Annotated in this window: 23 protein-coding genes; 19 read left to right on the forward strand and 4 right to left on the reverse strand. The window is 64.4% G+C overall.

The annotated features are described in order from the left end of the window. Positions 1-37: 37 nt before the first annotated feature. The 3 genes from ABMA59_RS11905 to ABMA59_RS11915 are packed head-to-tail and all read left to right on the forward strand — an operon-like array spanning position 38 to position 2,578. The gene (locus tag ABMA59_RS11905) at positions 38-475 is read left to right on the forward strand and encodes a hypothetical protein (RefSeq protein ID WP_349005580.1); all 438 of its coding nucleotides are present in this window, start codon (positions 38-40) and stop codon (positions 473-475) included. Positions 476-482: 7 nt separating this feature from the next. Further along, positions 483-1,181, forward strand: coding sequence for an ABC transporter ATP-binding protein (locus tag ABMA59_RS11910; protein ID WP_349005581.1), 699 nt, complete (start codon positions 483-485; stop codon positions 1,179-1,181). After that, positions 1,178-2,578, forward strand: a complete 1,401-nt coding sequence (locus ABMA59_RS11915; RefSeq protein WP_349005582.1) for an ABC transporter permease — start codon at positions 1,178-1,180, stop codon at positions 2,576-2,578. The genes ABMA59_RS11910 and ABMA59_RS11915 overlap by 4 nt, the downstream gene beginning before the upstream one ends. A 24-nt stretch (positions 2,579-2,602) precedes the next feature. On the opposite strand, the gene ABMA59_RS11920 is transcribed toward ABMA59_RS11915, so the two are convergent. After that, positions 2,603-2,851, reverse strand: coding sequence for a hypothetical protein (locus tag ABMA59_RS11920; RefSeq protein WP_349005583.1), 249 nt, complete (start codon positions 2,849-2,851; stop codon positions 2,603-2,605). 101 nt (positions 2,852-2,952) lie between these two features. Between ABMA59_RS11920 and ABMA59_RS11925 the strand changes: the two genes are divergently transcribed. From ABMA59_RS11925 to ABMA59_RS11940, 4 genes are all read left to right on the forward strand, one after another. Beyond that, positions 2,953-4,362 carry a lipopolysaccharide biosynthesis protein gene (locus ABMA59_RS11925; protein ID WP_349005584.1) on the forward strand — a complete coding sequence of 470 codons (1,410 nt, stop codon included), beginning with the start codon at positions 2,953-2,955 and terminating at the stop codon, positions 4,360-4,362. After that, entirely contained in the window at positions 4,362-5,645 is a 1,284-nt protein-coding gene (locus ABMA59_RS11930; protein ID WP_349005585.1) for a GNAT family N-acetyltransferase, read from the forward strand. Before ABMA59_RS11925 ends, ABMA59_RS11930 begins: the two co-directional genes overlap by 1 nt. A gap of 109 nt (positions 5,646-5,754) precedes the next feature. After that, the gene (locus ABMA59_RS11935) at positions 5,755-6,903 is read left to right on the forward strand and encodes a helix-turn-helix transcriptional regulator (protein ID WP_349005586.1); all 1,149 of its coding nucleotides are present in this window, start codon (positions 5,755-5,757) and stop codon (positions 6,901-6,903) included. After that, positions 6,896-7,969 (forward strand): helix-turn-helix transcriptional regulator, encoded by a 1,074-nt coding sequence (locus ABMA59_RS11940; protein ID WP_349005587.1) that lies wholly within the window; start codon positions 6,896-6,898, stop codon positions 7,967-7,969. Before ABMA59_RS11935 ends, ABMA59_RS11940 begins: the two co-directional genes overlap by 8 nt. 298 nt (positions 7,970-8,267) lie before the next feature. On the opposite strand, the gene secA is transcribed toward ABMA59_RS11940, so the two are convergent. After that, entirely contained in the window at positions 8,268-11,006 is a 2,739-nt protein-coding gene (secA, locus tag ABMA59_RS11945; protein WP_349005588.1) for a preprotein translocase subunit SecA, read from the reverse strand. Between the two features lie 233 nt (positions 11,007-11,239). Between secA and ABMA59_RS11950 the strand changes: the two genes are divergently transcribed. From ABMA59_RS11950 to ABMA59_RS11980, 7 genes are all read left to right on the forward strand, one after another. Next, positions 11,240-12,142 carry a peptidylprolyl isomerase gene (locus ABMA59_RS11950; RefSeq protein WP_349005589.1) on the forward strand — a complete coding sequence of 301 codons (903 nt, stop codon included), beginning with the start codon at positions 11,240-11,242 and terminating at the stop codon, positions 12,140-12,142. A gap of 326 nt (positions 12,143-12,468) precedes the next feature. Beyond that, on the forward strand, positions 12,469-12,801 hold the full coding sequence (locus ABMA59_RS11955) for a hypothetical protein (protein ID WP_349005590.1): 333 nt from the start codon (positions 12,469-12,471) through the stop codon (positions 12,799-12,801). A 193-nt stretch (positions 12,802-12,994) separates the two neighbouring features. After that, complete coding sequence (gene argJ / locus ABMA59_RS11960; protein ID WP_349005591.1) at positions 12,995-14,236, forward strand: bifunctional glutamate N-acetyltransferase/amino-acid acetyltransferase ArgJ; 1,242 nt, start codon at positions 12,995-12,997, stop codon at positions 14,234-14,236. Next, positions 14,217-15,023, forward strand: coding sequence for a GNAT family N-acetyltransferase (locus ABMA59_RS11965; RefSeq protein ID WP_425475907.1), 807 nt, complete (start codon positions 14,217-14,219; stop codon positions 15,021-15,023). Before argJ ends, ABMA59_RS11965 begins: the two co-directional genes overlap by 20 nt. Then, positions 15,020-15,445: a (deoxy)nucleoside triphosphate pyrophosphohydrolase gene (locus tag ABMA59_RS11970; protein WP_349005592.1), complete on the forward strand. Its 426-nt coding sequence runs from the start codon at positions 15,020-15,022 to the stop codon at positions 15,443-15,445. Before ABMA59_RS11965 ends, ABMA59_RS11970 begins: the two co-directional genes overlap by 4 nt. 113 nt (positions 15,446-15,558) lie before the next feature. Then, positions 15,559-15,876, forward strand: coding sequence for a hypothetical protein (locus ABMA59_RS11975; protein ID WP_349005593.1), 318 nt, complete (start codon positions 15,559-15,561; stop codon positions 15,874-15,876). A gap of 128 nt (positions 15,877-16,004) precedes the next feature. Then, the gene (locus ABMA59_RS11980; protein ID WP_349005594.1) at positions 16,005-16,184 is read left to right on the forward strand and encodes a Flp family type IVb pilin; all 180 of its coding nucleotides are present in this window, start codon (positions 16,005-16,007) and stop codon (positions 16,182-16,184) included. Positions 16,185-16,230: 46 nt separating this feature from the next. Here ABMA59_RS11980 and ABMA59_RS11985 read toward each other — a convergent pair whose 3' ends face one another. Next, positions 16,231-17,094, reverse strand: coding sequence for a methyltransferase domain-containing protein (locus ABMA59_RS11985; RefSeq protein WP_349005595.1), 864 nt, complete (start codon positions 17,092-17,094; stop codon positions 16,231-16,233). Between the two features lie 69 nt (positions 17,095-17,163). Between ABMA59_RS11985 and ABMA59_RS11990 the strand changes: the two genes are divergently transcribed. From ABMA59_RS11990 to ABMA59_RS12005, 4 genes are read left to right on the forward strand one after another with little or no spacing between them, the layout of a single operon-like run. Continuing rightward, on the forward strand, positions 17,164-17,937 hold the full coding sequence (locus tag ABMA59_RS11990) for a ComF family protein (RefSeq protein WP_349005596.1): 774 nt from the start codon (positions 17,164-17,166) through the stop codon (positions 17,935-17,937). 35 nt (positions 17,938-17,972) lie between these two features. Beyond that, the gene (gene grxC / locus ABMA59_RS11995; protein WP_349005597.1) at positions 17,973-18,242 is read left to right on the forward strand and encodes a glutaredoxin 3; all 270 of its coding nucleotides are present in this window, start codon (positions 17,973-17,975) and stop codon (positions 18,240-18,242) included. 11 nt (positions 18,243-18,253) lie between these two features. Next, positions 18,254-19,120: a carbon-nitrogen hydrolase family protein gene (locus ABMA59_RS12000; protein WP_349005598.1), complete on the forward strand. Its 867-nt coding sequence runs from the start codon at positions 18,254-18,256 to the stop codon at positions 19,118-19,120. Further along, positions 19,117-19,542, forward strand: a complete 426-nt coding sequence (locus ABMA59_RS12005; protein ID WP_349005599.1) for a DUF1178 family protein — start codon at positions 19,117-19,119, stop codon at positions 19,540-19,542. Before ABMA59_RS12000 ends, ABMA59_RS12005 begins: the two co-directional genes overlap by 4 nt. A gap of 12 nt (positions 19,543-19,554) precedes the next feature. Here the strand turns inward: ABMA59_RS12005 and ABMA59_RS12010 are convergent, their stop codons facing one another. After that, positions 19,555-19,902, reverse strand: a complete 348-nt coding sequence (locus ABMA59_RS12010; RefSeq protein ID WP_349005600.1) for an MmcQ/YjbR family DNA-binding protein — start codon at positions 19,900-19,902, stop codon at positions 19,555-19,557. Between the two features lie 532 nt (positions 19,903-20,434). Here ABMA59_RS12010 and ABMA59_RS12015 point away from each other — a divergent pair. Beyond that, positions 20,435-21,412: an OmpA family protein gene (locus ABMA59_RS12015; protein ID WP_349005601.1), complete on the forward strand. Its 978-nt coding sequence runs from the start codon at positions 20,435-20,437 to the stop codon at positions 21,410-21,412. Positions 21,413-21,419: the final 7 nt, after the last annotated feature.

The following is a 21,419-nucleotide window of genomic DNA, read 5'->3' on the forward strand; positions in this document are numbered from 1 at the left end:
GCATCCGAAGCGCTATGCGTGGGAAGGGCAGAGGGAAATGAACCGACGCGACATGTTTTCCGCGATGGCCCTCACCGCCGCATTGCCGCTTGCGACGGGCGCGCGCGCCGCAGCCGGGGTTCCGACCCTTAAGTTCCGCGAACTTTATGTCAGGGGCAACGACCTCACCGACAAGGCGAAGTCGCTGGAAGGCGCCGAGGTCGAAATGATCGGATACATGGCGCCGCCGCTGAAGCTGGAGATCGACTTCTTCGTTTTGACCAAGCTTCCGATGTCGACCTGCCCCTTCTGCGAGACAGAGGCGCAGTGGCCGGACGACATCGTGCTCGCCCATGCGCAGGGTTCCTTGAGGGTGGTGCGCTACACGGACCTGATTCGTGTCCAGGGGCGTCTCGAGACCGGCTTCAAGACCGATGCCGAGACGGGTTTCGTCAGCTACGTGCGCCTGATGGGCGTGCGTTACGAAAAGCTCTGAGTTTTCGATGCTGGGGCTTGCCGGGGAGGCTAGCAGCCTGCGTTTCGATGTGCGCACCGGCAGGCGCGAAATCCAGACCATCGTCGACATCCCGCATCTGCGGCTGGAGGGCGAACTGCTGGCGCTCGCCGGGCCGTCCGGCTCGGGAAAATCGACGCTGCTCTATCTGCTCAGCGGGCTGCTCGTGCCGTCTGCCGGCAGCGTCGCCTGGGCTGGTGCAAATCTGGCCGCGATGGGCGAAAGCGCGCGCGACCGCTGGCGGCGGCAGAACGCCGGTTTTGTCTTCCAGAATTTCCACCTGATCGAGGAATTGAGCCCGCTCGACAACGTGCTCACGCCGGGCTGGTTCTCTAGCGTTTCCGTGAAAGGGCTGCACGACCGCGCTGGGGCGCTGCTGGACCGCTTCGGCGTGCCGCGCTACCGCAAGCGCGTCTCACTGCTGTCGCGCGGCGAACGGCAGCGCGTGGCAATCGCCCGCGCCTTGCTGTTCGATCCGAAGGTGGTTTTTGCCGACGAGCCCACTGCTAGCCTCGACGGCGGGTCGGGCGCGCGGGTTGTCGCGGCGCTGCGGGATCTGGCAGAGGTGGAGCGCAAGACCGTGGTCGTCGCCACTCACGACCCGGCGTTGCTGGCCGTCGCGTCGCGCGTAATCGCGCTCGACCATGGCGGGATCGTAGCGCCCAAAGCGGTGGAGCCCGCGGAATGAATCCGCTGCCGATCGTCTGGGCGTCGCTGTCGCGCAACCGCTTCACCGCGCTGCTGTTCGTCGGGCTGATCGCGCTAGCCGTGGCGCTGGGCGTCGCCATCAGCGCGCAGGAGCGCGCCTTGCGGCTGGGCAGCGCGCGCGCCGCCGACCGCTTCGACCTGATCGTCGCGGCGCCCGGCAGCCAGACGGACGTGCTGCTTTCCGTCGTCTATCTCGATCCTACCGCCGTCGAGCTTCTTTCGCCCGAGATGACCGCCAGCGTGCTTGCCGGCGAGCGCGCCGATTTCGCGGCGCCCATCGGTTTCGGCGACAGCCAGGGCGGCGATCCGGTGGTCGGCACGACGGCCGGTTTCGTGGACCACCTTTCCGGCGGCCTCGCCGAGGGCCGCGCCTTCACTGTTATCAACGAGGCGGTGGTTGGCGCGCTGTCGCCGCATGCGGTGGGCGAGGAGCTTTCGATCAGCCACGGCAACGCCGACGGCGCCGGCGGCAATGCCGACGATGCGGCGGAAGCGCATGAGCATGACCACCACGCGCATAAGGGCGAAGGCGGACACGGCGAGGAAGCCGGGCACGGCCACGAGGCCAACGGTCATGTCCAGGAGGCGCACTCCCATGAAGGCGAGGAATCGCATGATCATGAGGGCGAAGGGGCGCACGAAGAGCCGGACGGCCGTGATCGCGGCGAAGCCGGGCATCATCACCAGGCCGTCACCGTCGTCGGCCGCATGAAGCCGACCGGCACGCCCTGGGACCGCGCCATCGTCGTTCCGATCGAATACAGCTGGTCCGTCCACGGCCTCGGCACGGGCCACGCCGACGGCGACATCCGCATCGGACCGCCCTTCGACGCGGAAAAACTGCCGGGCGTGCCGGCGATTGTCGTCAAGCCGGAAAACCTCGCCGCCGCCTATGGCCTGCGCGACCGCTACCGCACCATTGCCTCCACCGCCTTCTTCCCGGCCGAGGTGCTGGTCGACCTCTACGCGGTGATGGGCAATGTCGCCCGCATCATGGCGGCGCTGACGCTGGCCGCGCAGGTGCTGGTGGTCGCCGCCATCCTGGCAGGCATCCTCGCTTTGCTCGACCTGCAGCGCCAGCGCTTCGCCGTGCTGAGAGCGCTGGGCGCGCCGCGCGGCTTCGTCTTCGCCACGGTCTGGCTCTATGTCGCCGGCCTGATCGCCGCCGGCGCGCTGATCGGCCTACCGCTCGGCTGGGCTTTCGCCGGCGCCGTCACGCGCCTCGTGTCGAGTGAGACCGGCATGGCCATGCAGGCAACGCTCGGCCTCACCGAACTGGCATTGGTCGGGGCGCTGCTCGGGCTGGGACTGCTGCTGGCGCTCATTCCCGCCGCGATGATTTACCGTCAGCCGGTGGCCGAGGCGTTGCGGGGTTGAGGCTCACGTTACGGGGTTGCCGACTCAGGCGTCGGGGCCCGGAACGTCGGTCCCGCGATTGGCGAGTTCGATCGGGTTTGCCAGCGCCAACACGCCGAGGCGGTTGATGTGCCGCCGCTCAAGCGCGACGTCGATGCGCATGGCAACCAGATGCGGATCGGCGCCTTTCAGATCGGCCAGCCGCTCTATGCCGATCTTCTCCAGATACGCTATCATCTTCGGGCCGATCGAATGAGCCTTCCGCATCTTCGCACGTTCGCGGGGATCGATCACGCTCTTGTGTTTCCAGAGGGTTGCGGAACAGCCCACCCAACCGTTTCTTAACATGTAACGGCTAGACCGGAACGACTGGCGGGACCCGGAGACAGTATCGCGTGCGCTTTTCCGCGGCAACGACGGCCGAAAGGCTTCTGCCCGAGCGCCTCGCGCTTCGGTTGCGGCCATTCGTCGAGCGCATCGACGCCATCATCTTCGATCCGGGCGAACGCGGCGAAGCCGGCCGCATGTCGATCATCGCCTTCGCCATCCGTGTCGTAAGCGCGGCCATCGCCTTCGTCAGCCAGGTGTTGCTCGCCCGTTGGATGGGCAGCTTCGAATATGGCATCTTCGTCCTGGTTTGGACGACGATGACGATTGCCGGCAGCATTTCCGGCTTCGGTTTCCACACGACGGTCATCCGTTTCATCCCGGAATTCCGCGAAAAGAACATGATGGCCGAGTTGCGCGGCATACTCCTGGCCAGCCGCCTGTTCGTGCTCATCGTCTCCACGGCGATCATGCTTGCCGCCATGCTCGCGCTGTGGCTGCTGTCGGACCGCGTGGAGCCCTACTACGTGGTGCCTTTCATGCTCGGCATGTTCTGCCTGCCGATGGTCGCCTTGTCCGACCTGATTCAAGGCATGGCTCGCGCCCATTCCTGGGCGATCGCAGCCCTTGCGCCGACCTATCTGACGCGCCCGATCCTCATCCTGGTCTTCATGGTGCTGGCGCTTGCATTCGGATTTCCAGCCAATGCCACGGTGGCGATTTGCGTCACCGTCCTTGCGACCTATGCGACGACCCTGGCGCAGTTGATCAGCATCACCGCGCATGTCGACCGCAAGCTGCCGCCCGGACCGCGAAATATCCGTCTGAAAGCGTGGCTCGCCGTATCGTTGCCAATCTTCCTGGTCGAGAGCTTCTTCTACCTGCTCACCAATGCCGACGTGCTGATGGTCGGCATGTATATGCAGCCCGACGACGTAGCCATCTACTTCGCCACGGTGAAGACGCTAGCGCTGGTGCATTTCGTCTACTTCGCCGTGAAGGCCGGCGCCGCCCAACGCTACGCCCAGTTCACCCACAGCGACCGTGAGAAGCTTGCCGTTTTCGCGCGCGAGACGGTTACCTGGACCTTCTGGCCCTCCGTGCTGATGGCGGTGGTCGTGCTGGTGCTTGGCGAACCGATGCTGTCCTTGTTCGGCCCGGGCTTCGAGGCCGGCTATCCGCTGCTCTTCCTGCTGGTGGCCGGCGTTGTGGCGCGCGCTTCGGTCGGCCCCTGCGAGAGCCTGCTGACCATGAGCGGCCATCAGAATGTCTGCGCCCTGGTCTATGCGCTGACGCTGGCGCTGAATGTCGGCCTCAGCGTGCTGCTGATACCCCGGCTCGGCCTGTGGGGGGCTGCCGTCGCCACGGCAAGCTCGATCGTGTTCGAAGCCGCAGCACTTTCCTTCACCGCCTGGCGCAAACTCGGCATCGTCATGGTCATCTTCATGCCGCCACCGGCCGCCAGGGGAGTTCGCTGATGGCAGCCCAACCGCTGATCGACGAGATAAGCGGCGGACCGGCCGGCACGATGATCTCGGGTCTGGCCGGCCTCGCCGGTGCCGTGCGCAAGCCGGCACATGAGGAACTGATCGAGAACCGGCGTCCGGTGCGGCGGCTCTCCATTTATGCGGCTTCCGCGGGCTTCGACCTGGTCGAGGAACTGGATTATCTGTGCAAGCGCACGCTGGAGCCCAACGTCTTCTTCAATCCGCGCTTCCTGGCGCCCGCCATGCCACGCCTGGAGGACCGCGAGGTGCGGCTCGCCGTCATCCGCGATGGCGACGAGGAGAAGTCGCGGTTGCGCTTGCTCGTACCGTTTTCCATAGAAAAACCCGGCGTGCCGCTCGGCGTGTCGATCATGCGCACCTGGTCGAGCCCGTTTGGCCCGCTCGGCACGCCGCTGCTCGACCGCGACGATCCTCAAGGCGTAGTCGGTGATTTCTTCGACATGCTGTCCAGGCCGCATCTTAAGCTGCCGAAGGTGCTGGTGCTGCCGGAAATTCGCCTTGATGGGGCGGTCGCCACGATGCTGACCTCTGTCGCAGACGCGCGCGGTCTGCCGATCGAAACGACATCGCCGCAATTTAGGCCCTTCCTTGAAAGCGAACTCGACGGCGAGGCCTATCTGAAGGCTTCCCTGCGGTCCCACCACTATCGCGAATTCCGGCGCATGAAGCGGCGGCTGGGCGAGAAGGGGAGGCTCGAGCATGTCGTCGCCCGTGGCGAGGACGACATCCGCAACGGCCTCGAGGCCTTCCTGACGCTGGAGGCGTCCGGCTGGAAGGGCCGCCAGCGAACCGCCATGGCGATCGATCGGTTCCGCGCCGCCTTCGCGCGCGAGGCGGTGCACCGCCTAGCCGAGCAGGACATGTGCCGGGTGCACCTTCTGACGCTGGACGGCGAGCCGATCGCGGCACTGATCGTCTTCGTCGAGGCCGGCATCGCCTACACCTGGAAGACCGCCTATGACGAAACTCATGCGGCGCTGTCGCCCGGCACGCTGCTGATGATCGAGGTGACCAAGCAGCATCTCGACGATCCGAACATCGATGCCACCGATTCCTGCGCGGTGCCCGACCACCCGGTGATGAGCCGGCTGTGGACCGAGCGGCGCCAGATAGGCACGGTGGTGATCGGCATGACTCCGAATTCGGATCGCCTGGTCCGTCAGGCCGCCTCGCAACTGCATCTCTACCGCGAGACGCGCAACATGGCGCGCATCCTGCGCAACCGGGTGAAAAACCTGTTCCATCGGGTGTAGGGCGGGCCGACGACGCTGCGATTCCTCGAATGGCGTAAGCCGGCCGGCCGTTGCCGCCTTTTGACTTTTCCCGCTTTCTGCTACTCTCGTGCGGGAGGTAGGGAGATTTGTGACGACTCACGTTTTCGGTGGTTCGCCGCAGGAGGGGCTTGCGGATCGCATCTATGAGGCTTCTGTGCTTCCGGAATTCTGGCCGGATGTGCTGCGGGATTTTGCTGTCATCGCCGAGAGCCTGGAAGCGGTGATGGTCGCCACCAACGGCGAAAGCTTCAAATGGATCGGCTCATCGGCCCGGGCCGAACAATTGGCCGAGGAACACTATCGCTACGAAGGCGCCCTCAAGCGATCCGGCCGGCTGCTGGCGGCGCAACGTGCGGGCTTCATGACCGACCGCGACGTGTTTTCGGAAGCCGAGATCCTCAGCGAACCGCTGTTTGCCGACTATCTGATCCCCGCCGGCTACGGACGCGGTATCGCGACCGCGATCCAGGTGCCCACCGGCGATACGATCATCTTCCATGGCGAGGGCGATTTTGGTGATGGGCCCTACGGGGCTGACGTCGTGCGGCGGCTGGATGATTTGCGGCCACATCTGGCGCGCTCGGCGCTGATCTCGGCGCGGCTTGCCTTTGAAAGGGCGAGAACGGCCGTGGAAACGCTCTCCGGCATCGGCCTCGCCGCCTGCGCGGTCAGTCAGGGCGGGACGGTGCTAGTCGCCAATCGCGATTTCGACGCCGAACAGTCGTATTGGACGACGCGCGGCGCGGAGCGCATCGCATTGTCGGACCGCCGCGCCGACCGGCAGCTTTACGATGCGCTGGACGTCATCGGCACGGGGCAGGGGGTGCGCTCGCTGCCGCTGATAGGGTCGTCCAGCGGTGCGCCGGCGGTGCTGCATGTCGTGCCGATCCGGCGCGCGGCGCATGATTTGTTCATGCGTGCGGCTGCAATCCTGGTGTTGACCAAGGCCTCCCAATCGCCGACCCAGGCCACGTCGCTGCTTCAGGCACTGTTCGATCTTTCGGCGACCGAGGCCAGCATCGCCGCACGTATATCGGCCGGCCGGACGACCGAGCAGATCGCGCTTGTCGACGGCAAGAGCGTCGATACGGTGCGCAACCAGTTGAAAAGTGTGCTGCAGAAGACCGGTTGCCGGCGGCAGGTGGATTTGGCGCGGCTGCTGGCGCAACTGATCCCGCCGGTCTCCAAAAGCGTGATCCCGACCCCGCTGCCAGGCGGTGGTGTCGGCCATGCATGAGACCCTTGTAGACCGCATCTACGAGGCTTCGGTGGTCCCAGAGCTGTGGCCGGGCGTTCTCGCCGGGCTTGTCCAACTCTCCGGCACCGCCTGGGCCGCGGTTGCATCCGTGCGCAATGGCGAGGCCCGCTGGGCCGTCTCGTCGCTGGAGGCCGATGAGTTGGTCAGGGCGCATTTCGACCGGTTTGCCAATAACACGCGGACAGCGAGATTGCTGGCCAGACCCTATCCAGGCTTCATCACCGACTACGACATCCTGACCCAGGCGGAGATAGATGCAGAGCCGGTGTACAAAGACTTCCTGATACCGCGCGGATATGGGTTCGGTGTCGGCACCCATATCGTGCCACAGACCGGCGACAGCATCGTCGTGCATTGCGAGGGTCGCTTCACTGATGGCGCCGTTCGGCGGGAAATCGCCGACCGGCTCGATGTCCTGCGGCCGCATCTGGCGCGATCGGCGCTGGTCTCGGCTCGGCTCCGCTTCGAGCAGGCGAGGAACGCCGTCGAAACCCTGTCGGCTCTCGGACTGGCCGCCTGTGCCGTCGATCAGTCCGGCATCGTGATCGTGGCCAATGCCGGCTTCGACACCGAACGATCGTTCTGGACGACGCGCGGGGCGGAGCGCATCGCGCTCAAGGACCGCCGCGCCGACCGGCAGCTCTACGAAGCGCTCGGCATGATCGCCACCGGGCAGGGCGTATGCTCGCTGCCGTTGATCGATGCTGCAGGCGGCGCGCCGGCGGTGCTGCATGTCGTGCCGATCCGCCTGGCTGCGCACGACCTGTTCACGCGAGCCGCGGCGATCCTGGTGCTGACCAGGGCCTCGGATGCGCCGACGCAGGCGACTTCGCTCTTGCAGGCGCTGTTCGATCTTTCCGTGACCGAGGCCGGGATCGCGGCGCGGATTTCAGCCGGCAGGACGGCGGAGCAGATCGCGCTGGCCGATGCCAAAAGTGTGGAAACGGTGCGCAACCAGGTGAAGAGCGTACTGCAGAAGACCGGCTGCAATCGGCAGGCGGACCTGGCACGGCTGCTGGTGCAACTGATCCCGCCGAACGCCTGATCCGTTCATAACGCCGCAGTCCGCTGTTTACAGGCGGAGGTGCCTCCAGTCGGGAAACGCCGGCTTCCCCGGGCGACTAACCCATATGGGGTATGACCGTCGTGCAATCGTAGGATATTTTCGCGATCGTTGGTGGCGGCGCCGGGCGGGGGCTGGGATTTGTCATCGGCAAAGGCGGGTTGCGGCAGAGCTATTTGACCGTTGCCCGCCGACCGAATTGAGTGTCTTGCGGGACCACGGCCCTTTGTCCCGCCGGCCATCTCCCTCGATCGAGGGAGGTGGCCTTATTTTATGGTGCTCAGGCGAACGCGCCGTGGCAGTGCTTGAATTTCTTGCCGGAGCCGCAGGGGCAGGCCTCGTTGCGGCCGACCTTGCCCCATGTCGAGGGCTTTGACGGGTCGCGGTCTTCGGGGGCGACGACGCGCTCGACGGCGACGCGGGTCATGACTTCGGCGTCGCCGAAGCCTTCATTGAAGTCGTCCTCGCCGGTGGTGGCGTCGATGTGCTGGCCAAACGTCTCCGGCGCCTCCGGCGGAGGAGCATCAGCCGCCTCCCGCACCAGTTCGACGCGCATCAGTTGCGCCGTCACCGACTGCCTGAGGTTGCCGAGCAACGCCTGGAAGAGCTCGAAACTCTCTGATTTGTACTCGTTCAGGGGGTCGCGCTGGGCGTACCCGCGGAAGCCGACGACCGAGCGCAAATGGTCGAGGTTGACCAAGTGCTCGCGCCACAGATGGTCGAGGGTCTGGAGAAGGAAGGAGCGCTCTACATAGGTCATCACCTCGGGGCCGAAGCGCTCGGCACGCTCGGTGGCGGCGTCATTGGCAACCTTGCTGACGCGCTCGCGGATGACTTCTTCGTCGATGCCTTCCTCCTTCACCCATTCCTCGATGGGTAGGTCGAGATTGACGAACTGCTGCAGGCCGGCCTTCAGGCCGGCGGCGTCCCACTGCTCGGCATAGGCGTTCTCGGGGATGCACTTGGCGACGAGGTCGTCGATGACATCCTGGCGCATCTCCGCGACCGTCTCGGACAGGTTCTCGCCGTCCATCAGCGACAGGCGCTGCTCGAACACCACCTTGCGCTGGTCGTTCTGCACGTCATCGTATTTCAGCAGGTTCTTGCGGATGTCGAAGTTGCGGGCCTCGACCTTCTTCTGCGCCTTTTCCAGCGCCTTGTTGATCCAGGGATGGATGATCGCCTCGTCTTCCTTGAGACCGAGTTTCTGCAGCATCCCATCCATGCGGTCGGAGCCGAAGATGCGCATCAAATCGTCCTGGAGCGACAGGTAGAATTTGGAACGGCCAGGGTCGCCCTGACGGCCGGAACGGCCGCGCAACTGGTTGTCGATGCGGCGGCTTTCATGGCGTTCGGTGGCCAGCACATAAAGGCCGCCGGCGCCGATTGCCTTCTCCTTCAGCCGTTCGATGTCGGCGCGAATCGAGGCCTCGCGCGCCTCGCGCTCTGGGCCATGCTCCATCGCGCCGAGTTCCTCGGCAATGCGCATGTCGGCATTGCCGCCGAGCTGGATGTCGGTGCCGCGGCCGGCCATGTTGGTGGCAATCGTGATGGCACCCGGCCGGCCGGCCTGGGCGACGATACCAGCCTCCTGTTCGTGGTAGCGGGCATTCAGCACCTGGAAATCCTTGATGCCTTCCTTGCGAAGGCGATCCGCCAGATGCTCTGATTTCTCGATGGAGGTGGTGCCAACCAGGATCGGCTGGCCCTTGTCGGAGGCTTCGCGGATGTCGCGGATGATCGCCTTGTATTTCTCCTCGACGGTCCGGTAGACCTCGTCATCCTCGTCCTTGCGCTGCACCGGCTTGTTGGTTGGCACCTCGGTGACTTCCAGCCCGTAGATGTTGCCGAACTCTTCCGCCTCCGTCGCTGCCGTGCCGGTCATGCCGGCCAGCTTCTTGTACATGCGGAAATAGTTCTGAAAGGTGACGGAGGCCAGTGTCTGGTTTTCCGGCTGGATCTGCACATGTTCCTTGGCCTCGAGGGCCTGGTGCAGGCCCTCGGAGTAGCGGCGGCCGGGCATCATGCGGCCGGTGAACTCATCGATGATGACGATCTCGCCGTTGCGAACGATGTAGTCCTTGTCCTTCTGAAACAGGCGGTGCGCCTTCAGCGCATTGTTGACATGGTGGACCATGGCGACGTTTTCGACGTCGTAGAGCGACTCGCCCTTGAGCAGGCCCCGCGCCTGCAAAAGGTCCTCGACCTTTTCGGTTCCGCCTTCGGTGAAGATCGCGGTGCGCTGCTTCTCGTCGATCTCATAGTCTTCCGGCACCAGCGTCACGATCAACGCATCCACCGTATTATACATGTCGGAGCGGTCTTCGAGCGGACCGGAGATGATCAGCGGCGTGCGCGCCTCGTCGATCAGGATGGAGTCGACCTCGTCGACGATGGCGTAGTTGTGGCCGCGCTGCACCATCTGGGCGCGCTCGTATTTCATATTGTCTCTGAGATAGTCGAAGCCAAGCTCGTTGTTGGTGGCGTAGGTGACGTCGCAGGCGTAGGCGGCGCGGCGCTGTTCGTCGGAGAGGCCGTGGACAATGACGCCGGTGGTCAGCCCGAGGAAGCCGTAGACGCGGCCCATCCATTCGGAGTCGCGCTTGGCGAGATAGTCGTTGACGGTGACGACGTGCACGCCCTTGCCGGCCAGCGCATTGAGATAGACGGGAAGCGTGGCGACCAGCGTCTTGCCTTCGCCGGTGCGCATCTCGGCTATGCCTCCGTTGTGAAGCACCATGCCGCCGACAAGCTGCACATCGAAGGGGCGCATGCCGAGGACGCGCCGCGACGCCTCGCGCGCCGTGGCGAAGGCCGGGACCAGGATGTCGTCGAGACTGGCGCCGTTGGCGAGATCGGCGCGGAACTGTTCCGTGCGGGCGCGCAGTTGGTCGTCGGAAAGCGCCCGCATCTCATTTTCGAGGCCATTGATGGATTCCACCCGAGGCCGCGTCGCCTTGACGCGGCGATCGTTCGAGGAACCGAAGATCTTACGGGCGAGACCGCCGAGACTGACCATCCATGGCCCTTTCAAAAACACGGTATTCCGACGCCTTCGCTGGCGGACGGCAGTCCGGACCTGAGCGTATCGCAACGGAAGAGGGCGCCCGGAATTCTTTCTGGACGCCAAGACAAAGGACAGATAAGAGGGGGCACTTTCGATGTCAACGCGCGGCACCGCTTGAAGTGCCAGCAAATCCGGCCACATTCCGCAACAACCGCCGCGAAAAGCCTTCCCACCGGAGAATAGTCATGAAGTTCCGTTCCCGCCGCGCCCAGCTCGCCAGCCTTGGGCTTGCGGCGATGCTGCTGACCGTTTCCGGCGTCGCGCTGGCACAGGAAACCGCCGCAGAACCCAGCAAGGCGGCCGCGGTCGATCCCAATAAGGTGATTGCAACGGTGGACGGCCAGCCGGTCACCGAAGCCGATCTGCAGCAGGCCATCCAGGACCTCGATCAGCAGTTCGCTCGCCTGCCCGAGGAGCAGAAGCGCGCCGCCGCGCTCTCCGCGGTCATCGAGATCAGGCTGCTTGCGGACGAGGCACGAGCCAAGGGCTTCGACAAGTCCGACGAGTACAAGCGGCGTATGGCTTTCCTCGAACAGCGTGCACTGCATGGCGAAGTGATCGAGAAGGAAGTCGCCGCGACGATCACCGACGAGGATGTCCGCAAACGCTACGACACCGAGATGGCCAATACGCCGCCGGTCAATGAGGTACATGCCCGCCACATCCTGGTGAAGACCAAGGAAGAGGCGGAGGCCGTCATCAAGCAGCTCGACGGCGGCGCCAAGTTCGAAGACATCGCCAAGGAGAAGTCGAGCGATCCGGGTTCGGGCGCGCAGGGCGGCGACCTCGGCTGGTTCGGCCCGGGGCAGATGGTACCGGAATTCGAGACTGCGGCGTTCGCGCTGGAGCCTGGCTCCTATACGAAGCAACCAGTGCAGTCCCAGTTCGGCTGGCATATCATTCTGGTCGAGGACAAGCGCGCCAAGCAGCCGCCGGCCTTCGAGCAGGTGAAGGAACAGTTCCGCTCGCTGCTGCTGCGCGAGAAATATTTCGCGCTGGTCAAGCAGCTGCGCGCCGACGGCAAGATCGAGGTGACCGACCCGGACCTCAAGAAAGGCGTGGACGCGATCGAGCAGTCGGAGAAATAGGCCATCGATTGTTACGGCGGCATCGTTCGGATGTAACGGGCGGTGCCGACAAACCGCCTGGAAACGGCCGGCTTCTTGGACTGGAGCGCAGTTTTTGTGGCTTTCTGCGCAATTTGTGAAATCCTTCCCCTGCTTTCAGAAACAAAACCACAAAACCGGGACATTCTCCTGAAACATTGCGCCTCTAGAACTTTCGCATCGGCGGGAGAAAAGAGGCGGATGTAACGCCACTGGATCTTCTCCGGCTCAACAAATGCCGCAGATGAACCGGCGGGGCTCTGGTCTTGCGACGGTCTCGCGCGGCCCGAACCCAGGAGGGAGAAACGATGACCAGATATTTCGCGATGGCGGCGTTGGTCGCCTTTACGTTCGGCGGCCATGCGACTGCTGGCGAGTTGAAGCCGATGGCTGCACGCAGCATCGATCTCGGCACGATGAGCGGTGTTGCCTACTATACGGTCGAGCCTGCCGGCTTTCATGTCGTGGCGACCTTGGCGGCGGCCGAGAGCGGTGCGCCGGTTCGCTTCGAAGCTGTCCTTGCCTCAGGACAGGCCATCAAATTGTCCACACCCCGGGAAGTAGGGATGCCGCCGATCATGGTCGAAATCAGCCGCGTGGCCGACCAGGTCGTGATCGAGCAAGCAGCCGCGATCAACTGACCGGATCGGCGCGGCTCTCCGAGCGACTGCGCAAATCCAGCGATTTCGGCATCCCGCGCCGCGCACTTTCGATGCGCGGCGTTTTCTTTTGGACCTTGCAGGAAACGCGCCGGGTGGTGAAAACGCCTTGCGCGGCCCCGACGCATCGGGCAAACGGAGCGCCGTCAAGCAAGCGTTCCGCCACGAGGCCTCGATGTCCGCTACCGTCTCCCCGCTCGCCCCCAAAAAATATCCGAAAATGCCGGCCGTCGAGGGCGTCCGCATCGCCACGGCTGAGGCCGGCATCAAATACAAGGGCCGTACCGACCTGCTGGCGATGGTGTTCGACGAGGGGACGACGGCGGCAGGGGTATTCACGCGCTCGAAATGCCCGTCGGCGGCGGTCGACTTCTGCCGGCAAAACCTTGGCGACGGCAAGGCGCGGATGCTGGTCGTGAATTCCGGCAACGCCAACGCCTTCACCGGCAAGAAAGGCCGTGAGACGACGCGCATGACCGGCGAGGCAGCGGCCAAGGCTGTCGGCGCGACCCCAGGCGAGGTGTTTCTGGCTTCGACCGGCGTGATCGGCGAACCGCTGGACGCTGGCCGTTTCTCGCATCTGCTCGCCGACATGGCCAAGGAGGCCAAGTCCGACCGTTGGACGGAAGCGGCAAAGGCGATCATGACCACGGACACCTATCCGAAGGTCGCGACGGCGACGGTGAAGATCGGCGAGGCCGACGTCGTCATCAACGGCATCGCCAAGGGCGCCGGCATGATCGCTCCGGATATGGCGACGATGCTGTCCTTCGTGGCGACGGATGCGGCGATCGATGCGCCCGTGCTGCAAGCGCTACTGTCGAAGGGCGTCGGCTCGACCTTCAATGCGGTTACGGTCGACAGTGACACCTCGACCAGCGACACGCTGATGCTGTTCGCCACGGGTGCCGCGGAAAAACGCGGCGCGCCACGCATCTCGGATGTGGGCGATGCGCGGCTCGCCCAGTTCAAACGAGCCCTGAACCGCCTGTTGAAGCAACTTGCGCTGCAGGTGGTGCGCGATGGCGAGGGCGCGCGCAAGCAGGTGGAGGTGACAGTGACCGGAGCGAAATCGGCGCGCTCGGCCAAGCGCATAGCACTGTCCATCGCCAATTCGCCGCTGGTGAAGACGGCGGTGGCCGGCGAGGACGCAAACTGGGGCCGCGTCGTCATGGCCGTCGGCAAGGCCGGCGAACCCGCCGACCGCGACCGCCTGGCGATCTGGTTCGGCGACAACCGCCTCGCCTTCGAGGGCGAGCGTGATCCCAACTATTCGGAAGCCGCGACCTCGGCCTACATGAAGCGCGACGACATCGCGATCCGCGCCGACATCGGGCTGGGGCGCGGCAAGGCGACGGTCTGGACCTGCGACCTCACCAAGGAATATGTCGCGATCAATGGCGACTACAGAAGCTGAGACCGAGGCGATGGGCATTGTCCCCATGCCGGAACTGACGACGGTGCGCCGCTTCGAGGCTGCGGGGTTTCGCGCCTGGCCGGCCGGTTCCGTGCATTATGACGGCGCGTGGGCAATCCGGCTGACCAACGGCCATCCGGCGAAACGGCTGAATTCCGTCAATCCGCTCGATCCCGGCGATACGTTGGACATCGCGGCGCGGCTGGAGCGCGCCGCCTGGCGGTTCGGCGCGGCGGGACGGCCGCTAACGATGCGCCTTTCGCCGCTGGCGGCCACGGCCATTTCCGAGCATCTCGACCACATGCACTGGTCGCGTTTCGATGAATCCCTCGTGATGCGGCTGCCCCTCAGCGACGCGGCGGTCGATGAGGCGATGGACCAGATACCGATGAAGGATGTCGGCCGCTTCGTCGGCGCGGCCGTCGCCGTGCGTGGTGAGGAGGCCGCGCTCGGGCAGGGGCTGGCTGGCGTGATCGAGGCCGTCGAGCCGGAGGCCGGGCTGTTCGTGTTGGAGCAGGACGGCAAGCCGCTGGCGACCGCTGTCTGCGTGCATGACGGCGATCTGGCGGGACTGTTCGAAATCGCCACGGCAGCGGCCGAGCGCGGCAAGGGTCATGGCCGGAGAATCGTGCTTTCGGCGCTGAAATGGGCGCGGCTGCGCGGCGCGCACACCGCGTGGCTGCAGGTCGAGGCGGCCAATGCGCCGGCGCGGAAACTCTACGAGAGCATCGGGTTTTGCGAACTCTATCGCTACCACTATCGGCAGCCGTCGGATATCCAGCCTTGAACGCCTCGGAAGCGAAGCCGGGGAAACGCATCCTGCTGGTATCGGCCTGCGCGCTGGTGGACGCCGACGGACGTGTGCTGCTGTCGCAGCGGCCCGAGGGCAAGGCGCTCGCCGGCCTCTGGGAATTTCCGGGCGGCAAAGTGGAACCCGGCGAGACGCCGGAAGAAACGCTGATCCGCGAGTTGCAGGAAGAGATCGGCGTGGAGACGCAGACCGCCTGCCTCGCGCCGCTTACATTTGCCAGCCACACCTATGAGACTTTCCACCTTCTGATGCCGCTTTTCGTCTGCCGGCGTTTCTCAGGCATCCCGACGCCGAAGGAAGGGCAGGTGCTGAAATGGGTGCGGCCGAAAAACATGCGCGATTATCCGATGCCGCCTGCCGACGAACCGCTGATCCCGTTCCTCATCGACCTGCTTTGAACCCGCCCACGCAGCAGGCAGGGAAAATTAAGAAAAAGTTTAATCGAATATGCGCGAATGAGGTTTGCAATCGGCACCGGGCAGGCCGATTCGGCAGGCGGCAAAGGCGAAGAATGGCTTGGGACGATCGGGACTTCGACGACATCCATCGCCGGCGATCGAGGATCGAGGCGGCGGGTAGCGGCGCGCTGCGCATCGCGCTGCTTTTCGGATCGGCCGCCGTTGCGATCGCCTTGGTCGTCTCGCAGATTCTTGACAACCGCCTCAACGGCCATATCGCTCAAGGCGACATGTCGCCCGGCCTCGACATGATGTCGACCGGTTCGATCGGCTACACCGGCACCTACACAATCCGCAGGAGCGTGCTGCAACCGACGCCGAATTCGGTCTGCATCCTGCGCGACAATGGAACGCGCAGCGGCGATTGCTGAGACAGGCATTGAACGCCGCGCCGGGGTTCGGTGCAAATTGGCACTGGCATTTCATCGGGCGTTAATGCTGCGGCGTTAACCTTCCTTAATCTCTTCTCTCTAGGGTAAAAGACAGAGGGCGAGGGCCGATGAGCAAGTTGATCCGTCGATTTCTGAAGGATGAGGATGGCGCCACCGCGATCGAATATGGGTTGATCATTGCGCTCATCTCCCTCGCCATCGTTGGCGGGGTGGGCACCTTTGCCGATCAGCTTGAGTTCCTGTGGGGCGACAACAACAGCGAGATCAACAAGGTTTTGCTCAAATAGGGTTTCTGCCGGCACGCGGTTCCGCGGCAAGTTTTATGGCCGCGCGTCAGCTTTCACGCAGCGCTTCCGCCAGCGAGATCTTTGCCGAGCCGGGCTTCAGCGGCTTCCGCTGCGTCGGTGACGGCGCCCAGCCCGACATCCAGATGATCGAGAAGGTAGCCCTGATTTTTCCGTCAGGATCGGAGAACCGATCCGCATAAATCTCGGCGGCGCGCAGGAACAAAGCGCGGGTCGCGGGACGGCGCGAGCGCGCCGCAAGCGTGTTTGTGGCACCCATGGCCCTGAGGTCGCGCATCAGCGCAAACATATCGGAATAGCGCACTGTGGCCGTCTCGACATCGGCGACGGGAAGCGCGAAGCCGGCCCGCTGCAGCAGCGCGCCGACATCGCGGACATCGGCGAAGGGGAAGACACGCGGACTGGCGCCGCCATAAATCTCGCTTTCGGCGGCGAGAAGGCTTTCGCGCAACTCGGCCAGCGTGCCGCCGCCGGCCATGGCGCCGAGGAACAGCCCGTCCGGACGCAAGGCGCGGCAAATCTGGATCAGCACGCCCGGTATGTCGTTGGCCTCCTGCAGCGACAGCAGCGAGACGGCGAGGTCGAGGTTTTCGGGTGGCAAGGGAACTGTCTCGGGCGGCGTCACTTTGCCGACGTCGTCGCCGAGGAAAGCAGTATCAGCCTCAACCCTGGTGATCGTTTCCGCCTTGCCGCTGGCCGCGATGGTCTGCCGGGCATCGGGGGTTACGCAGAACAGCGTGGCCGCATCGGGAAAACGGCGCTCGACGGTGGCAAGGCGGTCGGCAAGGTCTTCGGCGACGCGCCGCATCAAAAAGTCCGCGCCGGCGACAGGGTGGGCCAGGGCGCGGCGCTTGTGCTGCAAGGACAGGGCTGTGTCGAAAATCGGCTGCATGGTCTCAATCGCACCAGACGCGACGGCTTGCCGCGCTTCTGCTATTTTCCCGCCTTGGGAGCCACTCACATGGCGGATTGGGGCGCTGAGATCAAGGAATTCGCGGCGGCAGCGTTGAAGACGCCGGCGCGCGTACTGTTTCCGCCGGTCTGCGCCGGCTGCGGGCGGCAGGTCAGCCAGCCGGGTTCGCTGTGCGGCGTGTGCTGGCCGAAGCTGCGCCTGCTCGACCGTCCCTGGTGCCCGGTGATGGGCACGCCGTTTACCCACGACATGGGCGAGAATTTCCTTTCGGCTGAGGCGATCGCCAATCCGCCGCCTTTTGCGCGGGCGCGCGCCGCCGTCGCCTATACCGGCGTGGCACGGCAGATGGTGCAGCGGCTGAAATACAACGACCGCACCGACCTCGCGCCGTGGATGGCCGAGTGGATGGTGCGGGCCGGCTTCGAGCTGTTTCCCGATGCCGACCTGATCGTTCCGGTGCCGCTGCACCGCTGGCGTTTCTTCCGCAGGCGTTTCAACCAGTCGGCGGAACTGGCGCGCACCGTCAGCCGCATGACCGGCGTGCCGTTCGATCCGCTGGCGGTGCTGCGGGTCAAGGTCACACAGCAGCAGGTCGGGCTTGGGCACAAGGAGCGCGAGGACAATGTGCGCGCCGCCTTCGCCGTGCCGGCCGCGGCCAGGGCCAGGCTGCGCGACCGGCGCGTGCTGCTGATCGACGATGTCTATACGACGGGGGCGACGGTTTCGGCGGTGACGCGGGCGCTGCGCAAGGGCGGCGCTTCCGCCGTCGACGTGCTGACCTTCGCGCGGGTTCTGCCGGGGGACTTCCTGCCGGAAGAGTGAGCGACTATATACTGACGTAACGAGGGTATGACGGAATGGTCGACGTCACGATCTATACACGCATGATGTGCGGATACTGCGTCGCGGCGAAGAGCCTGCTGGAGCGCAAAGGCGTGACCTATACGGAGCACGATGCGAGCTTTGCGCCGGAACTGCGCTCCGAGATGATTTCCCGCGCCCATGGCCGTTCCACCTTCCCGCAGATCTTCGTCGGCGACGTGCATGTCGGCGGCTGCGACGATCTTTATGCGCTGGACGCGCAGGGCCGACTCGACGGCCTGCTTGCGACCGGCACGTTGAACTGAGGAGATTTTTGATGAGCATCTTCAAGGCCGCCGCGATTCAGATGCGGTCGGGCACCGAGCCCCGCCGCAACGCCGCCGACATGGAAGCGATGGTGCGCGAAGCCGCCGCAAAAGGCGCAACCTACGTGCAGACGCCCGAGATGACCGGCGCGCTGGTGCGCGACAAGGATGCGCGGGCGACCGCCTTCACCACCGAGGAGAAGGACGTGGTGGTGGCGACGGCGGCGCGGCTGGCCTCCGAACTCGGCATCTATCTGCATATCGGTTCGACGGCGATCCTGCGCACCGACGGAAAACTCGCCAACCGCGCGCTGCTGTTCGGCCCGGACGGTAAGCTGCTTGCATCCTACGACAAGATCCACATGTTCGACGTCGACCTCGACAACGGCGAGAGCTGGCGCGAATCCGCGGCCTACGAGGCGGGTGCAAGCGCGACCATCGCCGATCTGGACATCGCACGGCTGGGCTTCGCCGTTTGCTACGACCTGCGTTTCCCCCAACTCTTCCGTGCCGAGGCGCTTGCCGGTGCGGATGTGCTGACGGTGCCGGCCGCCTTCACGCGCCAGACCGGTGAGGCGCACTGGCACATATTGCTGCGCGCCCGCGCCATCGAGAACGGCGCCTTCGTCGTCGCCGCCGCGCAGGGCGGGAAGCATGAGGACGGCCGCGAAACCTATGGCCATTCGCTGATCGTCGATCCATGGGGCAGGATCATCGCCGAGGCCGACCATGACGAGCCGGGCGTCGTCATCGCCGAGATCGACACCGCGCTTTCGGCGCAGGCGCGCAAAAAAATCCCCAATCTGAAGAACGCCCGCGAGTTCGCCGTCAACCATGTGGCGCGGCTGAAGCCAGCGCTGCGGAGAGCCGCATCTTGATCCGTTTTTCCCTGCATTGCGACCACGACCATGAATTCGAGGCATGGTTCCGCAACAATGACGATTTCGACACCCAGAAGAAGCGCGGTTTCGTCGAATGCCCCGCATGCGGCTCGAAAAAGGTCGAGAAGGCGCTGATGGCGCCCTCCGTCTCGACGGGCCGCAAGAAGGAAAAAATTGCGCTGGCGATGGGCGAGGCGCAGAAGCAGGCGATGGCGCAGCTCAAGGCGCTGTCGGAGAAGATGCGCGAGAACGCCGATTACGTCGGCGACAAGTTCGCCGATGAGGCGCGAAAAATCCATTTCGGCGAGACCGAGGCCCGCGGCATCTATGGCGAGGCGACGCCCGAGGAGGCCAAGGGCCTGGTGGATGACGGTGTCGAGTTCATGCCGATCCCGGTTTTCCCTGACGATCGAAACTGAGTTTTCCCTAGCTTACGGCGGCTCGCCGGCGGACGCCTGACGTTTTCGGAGCGATACCGGCGCAGCGTTGCGCCAGGCCATGAGGCAGGCGCTGCGCAGGGTGGTTTCGTCGGCCGCCGATAAAGTCACCTCAGTCCAGCCCTGACGGCCCCAGCCGCCCTTGACCGGCCGGAAGATCTCCGGCTCCGCTTCGGCAAGCACGGCCTGCTCTTCCGGTGTCAGCTTCAGCACCGCGCGGCCGCCCGGCGGCAGGCTGGCGAAAATGCGATTGCGCACGCGAAAATCCGGCTTGCCGAAATGCGATTTTTCCTCGGTCTCCGGCAAGGAGAGCGCGATGCGGCGGAAATCGTCGGCTGTCATTATCTTGTCCCGCGCGGGGTTGGTTTCATGCCGCGCCATCATGCCGCCACCGGTTACGCCGGTCTTGAAGATTTGCAACCTGTCGCGAAACGCGACCGCGTCGCTCGTTCACTCGCCGTGGCTTATGCGCCCGTCGGAAGTCGATGCGACGCTTGTGTTGCGCCCACGAAAGCCTTTGTAACCGGCTTACCGATCCGTACCTCCCTGCTGCCCGCAAACAGGTATCTTGCGCCCGAAATTGGCAACTAGCTTTTTCTGCATGCACTTGTATCGATACGATCAATACACTCGATAAGTTGTTATTGCTTGAGGATCAGCCGACAGAACATGGATTTGAATTGCAACCTGTCGTAACTGGTCCAAGTCATATATTGTAACTGGACCTATAGCGGGCAATGTTCCTCTCCTCGTGAAGGGTGTAACTTGTGACCTTCCACATGTTGTGTGGCCATTGACATAAAATAAGTGCTCGAATCCTCACGTCCATTGCCGAGCGGGCGCGAGCCCGCGAGCCGTAGCAAGGAAAGCTAAAATGCCACTCGGTCAAATGGACGTGCTGACAGCGGTCGGGGATTCGGTCCTCAACAAGATGGATTTCTCCGTCGACGGGCTTCACATCCGCGGCGAGGCCTACCGCAAGATTTTCGAACTCATCCGCGACGACCAGATTCTGGTCGAGACTGGAGACGATGAGGGGCTTGCTACCTACAACTCCGAGACGGATACGCTCACGACGCAGAAGGCCAGTTCGCCGCCTGACCTCTTCAACAAATCGATTCTCGTCCACGAATGCACACACGCCATCAAGGACATGGAATATGTGAAGATGACCGCTAAGGCCAACGAGTCGGCGGCCTATCTGGCGCAGGCCGTCTATCTCCTGCTGAAGGATCCCAATCCCACAATTCCAGCCGGCTACGGCGTCGTGAAAACGGCGATCAGGCTGGCAAAGCAGTTCAATCTCGACAGCGATCCGGGTTCCAAGCGCCGCATTTCCTACGAAGAAATCGTGCCGCTGGTGCGGCGGCTCGACGAGCATCCGGGCTATCATTCGGAACAGGCCAGCATATCGACGGCCAACGGCATCTCCGCCAAGGCGCCGAAGCATCTTCGCGTCGAGGGTTCGCCGGAGCGGATCGGCCCTGCCACGGCCACGGCCACCATCGGTTTCCGGGTCCCCAGCGAGGAACTGTTCGCCTTCGACAGTTTCCGGCTCAAGCCGGGCTCGGAGCAGAGATTGCGCGAGGCCGCCGCCTACATCAAGCAGAGGCTTCAGCCCGACCACAAGATCTACATCACCGGCCACACCGACAATGTCGGCGGCGGCGGCTACAACAAGCGTCTCTCCCGTCAGCGCGCGCAGGCTGTCGCGGATTTTTTCGTCAGGGAAAAGCTGTTCGACGCTTCGCTGCTCCAGCCGGGCGGCGACGGCGAGGATCACCCGGTTGCCGACAACGGGACGCCGGAAGGACGCGCGCTCAACCGGCGGGTGGTCATCGAGGCGATGTAGGTCCCGC

Origin of the sequence: Mesorhizobium yinganensis (assembly GCF_040081985.1) — a bacterium.
In the GTDB taxonomy this organism is placed as follows: domain Bacteria; phylum Pseudomonadota; class Alphaproteobacteria; order Rhizobiales; family Rhizobiaceae; genus Kumtagia; species Kumtagia yinganensis.

What these genes read in the sequence shown, in the direction of transcription:
- ABMA59_RS11905 (WP_349005580.1), top strand. Translation starts at nt 38, where the DNA reads ATGAACCGACGCGACATGTTTTCCGCGATGGCCCTCACCGCCGCATTG.
- ABMA59_RS11910 (WP_349005581.1), top strand. Translation starts at nt 483, where the DNA reads ATGCTGGGGCTTGCCGGGGAGGCTAGCAGCCTGCGTTTCGATGTGCGC.
- ABMA59_RS11915 (WP_349005582.1), top strand. Translation starts at nt 1,178, where the DNA reads ATGAATCCGCTGCCGATCGTCTGGGCGTCGCTGTCGCGCAACCGCTTC.
- ABMA59_RS11930 (WP_349005585.1), top strand. Translation starts at nt 4,362, where the DNA reads ATGGCAGCCCAACCGCTGATCGACGAGATAAGCGGCGGACCGGCCGGC.
- ABMA59_RS11940 (WP_349005587.1), top strand. Translation starts at nt 6,896, where the DNA reads ATGCATGAGACCCTTGTAGACCGCATCTACGAGGCTTCGGTGGTCCCA.
- secA (WP_349005588.1), bottom strand. Translation starts at nt 11,006, where the DNA reads ATGGTCAGTCTCGGCGGTCTCGCCCGTAAGATCTTCGGTTCCTCGAAC.
- ABMA59_RS11950 (WP_349005589.1), top strand. Translation starts at nt 11,240, where the DNA reads ATGAAGTTCCGTTCCCGCCGCGCCCAGCTCGCCAGCCTTGGGCTTGCG.
- ABMA59_RS11955 (WP_349005590.1), top strand. Translation starts at nt 12,469, where the DNA reads ATGACCAGATATTTCGCGATGGCGGCGTTGGTCGCCTTTACGTTCGGC.
- argJ (WP_349005591.1), top strand. Translation starts at nt 12,995, where the DNA reads ATGTCCGCTACCGTCTCCCCGCTCGCCCCCAAAAAATATCCGAAAATG.
- ABMA59_RS11965 (WP_425475907.1), top strand. Translation starts at nt 14,217, where the DNA reads ATGGCGACTACAGAAGCTGAGACCGAGGCGATGGGCATTGTCCCCATG.
- ABMA59_RS11975 (WP_349005593.1), top strand. Translation starts at nt 15,559, where the DNA reads ATGGCTTGGGACGATCGGGACTTCGACGACATCCATCGCCGGCGATCG.
- ABMA59_RS11980 (WP_349005594.1), top strand. Translation starts at nt 16,005, where the DNA reads ATGAGCAAGTTGATCCGTCGATTTCTGAAGGATGAGGATGGCGCCACC.
- ABMA59_RS11985 (WP_349005595.1), bottom strand. Translation starts at nt 17,094, where the DNA reads ATGCAGCCGATTTTCGACACAGCCCTGTCCTTGCAGCACAAGCGCCGC.
- ABMA59_RS11990 (WP_349005596.1), top strand. Translation starts at nt 17,164, where the DNA reads ATGGCGGATTGGGGCGCTGAGATCAAGGAATTCGCGGCGGCAGCGTTG.
- grxC (WP_349005597.1), top strand. Translation starts at nt 17,973, where the DNA reads ATGGTCGACGTCACGATCTATACACGCATGATGTGCGGATACTGCGTC.
- ABMA59_RS12000 (WP_349005598.1), top strand. Translation starts at nt 18,254, where the DNA reads ATGAGCATCTTCAAGGCCGCCGCGATTCAGATGCGGTCGGGCACCGAG.
- ABMA59_RS12010 (WP_349005600.1), bottom strand. Translation starts at nt 19,902, where the DNA reads ATGACAGCCGACGATTTCCGCCGCATCGCGCTCTCCTTGCCGGAGACC.
- ABMA59_RS12015 (WP_349005601.1), top strand. Translation starts at nt 20,435, where the DNA reads ATGCCACTCGGTCAAATGGACGTGCTGACAGCGGTCGGGGATTCGGTC.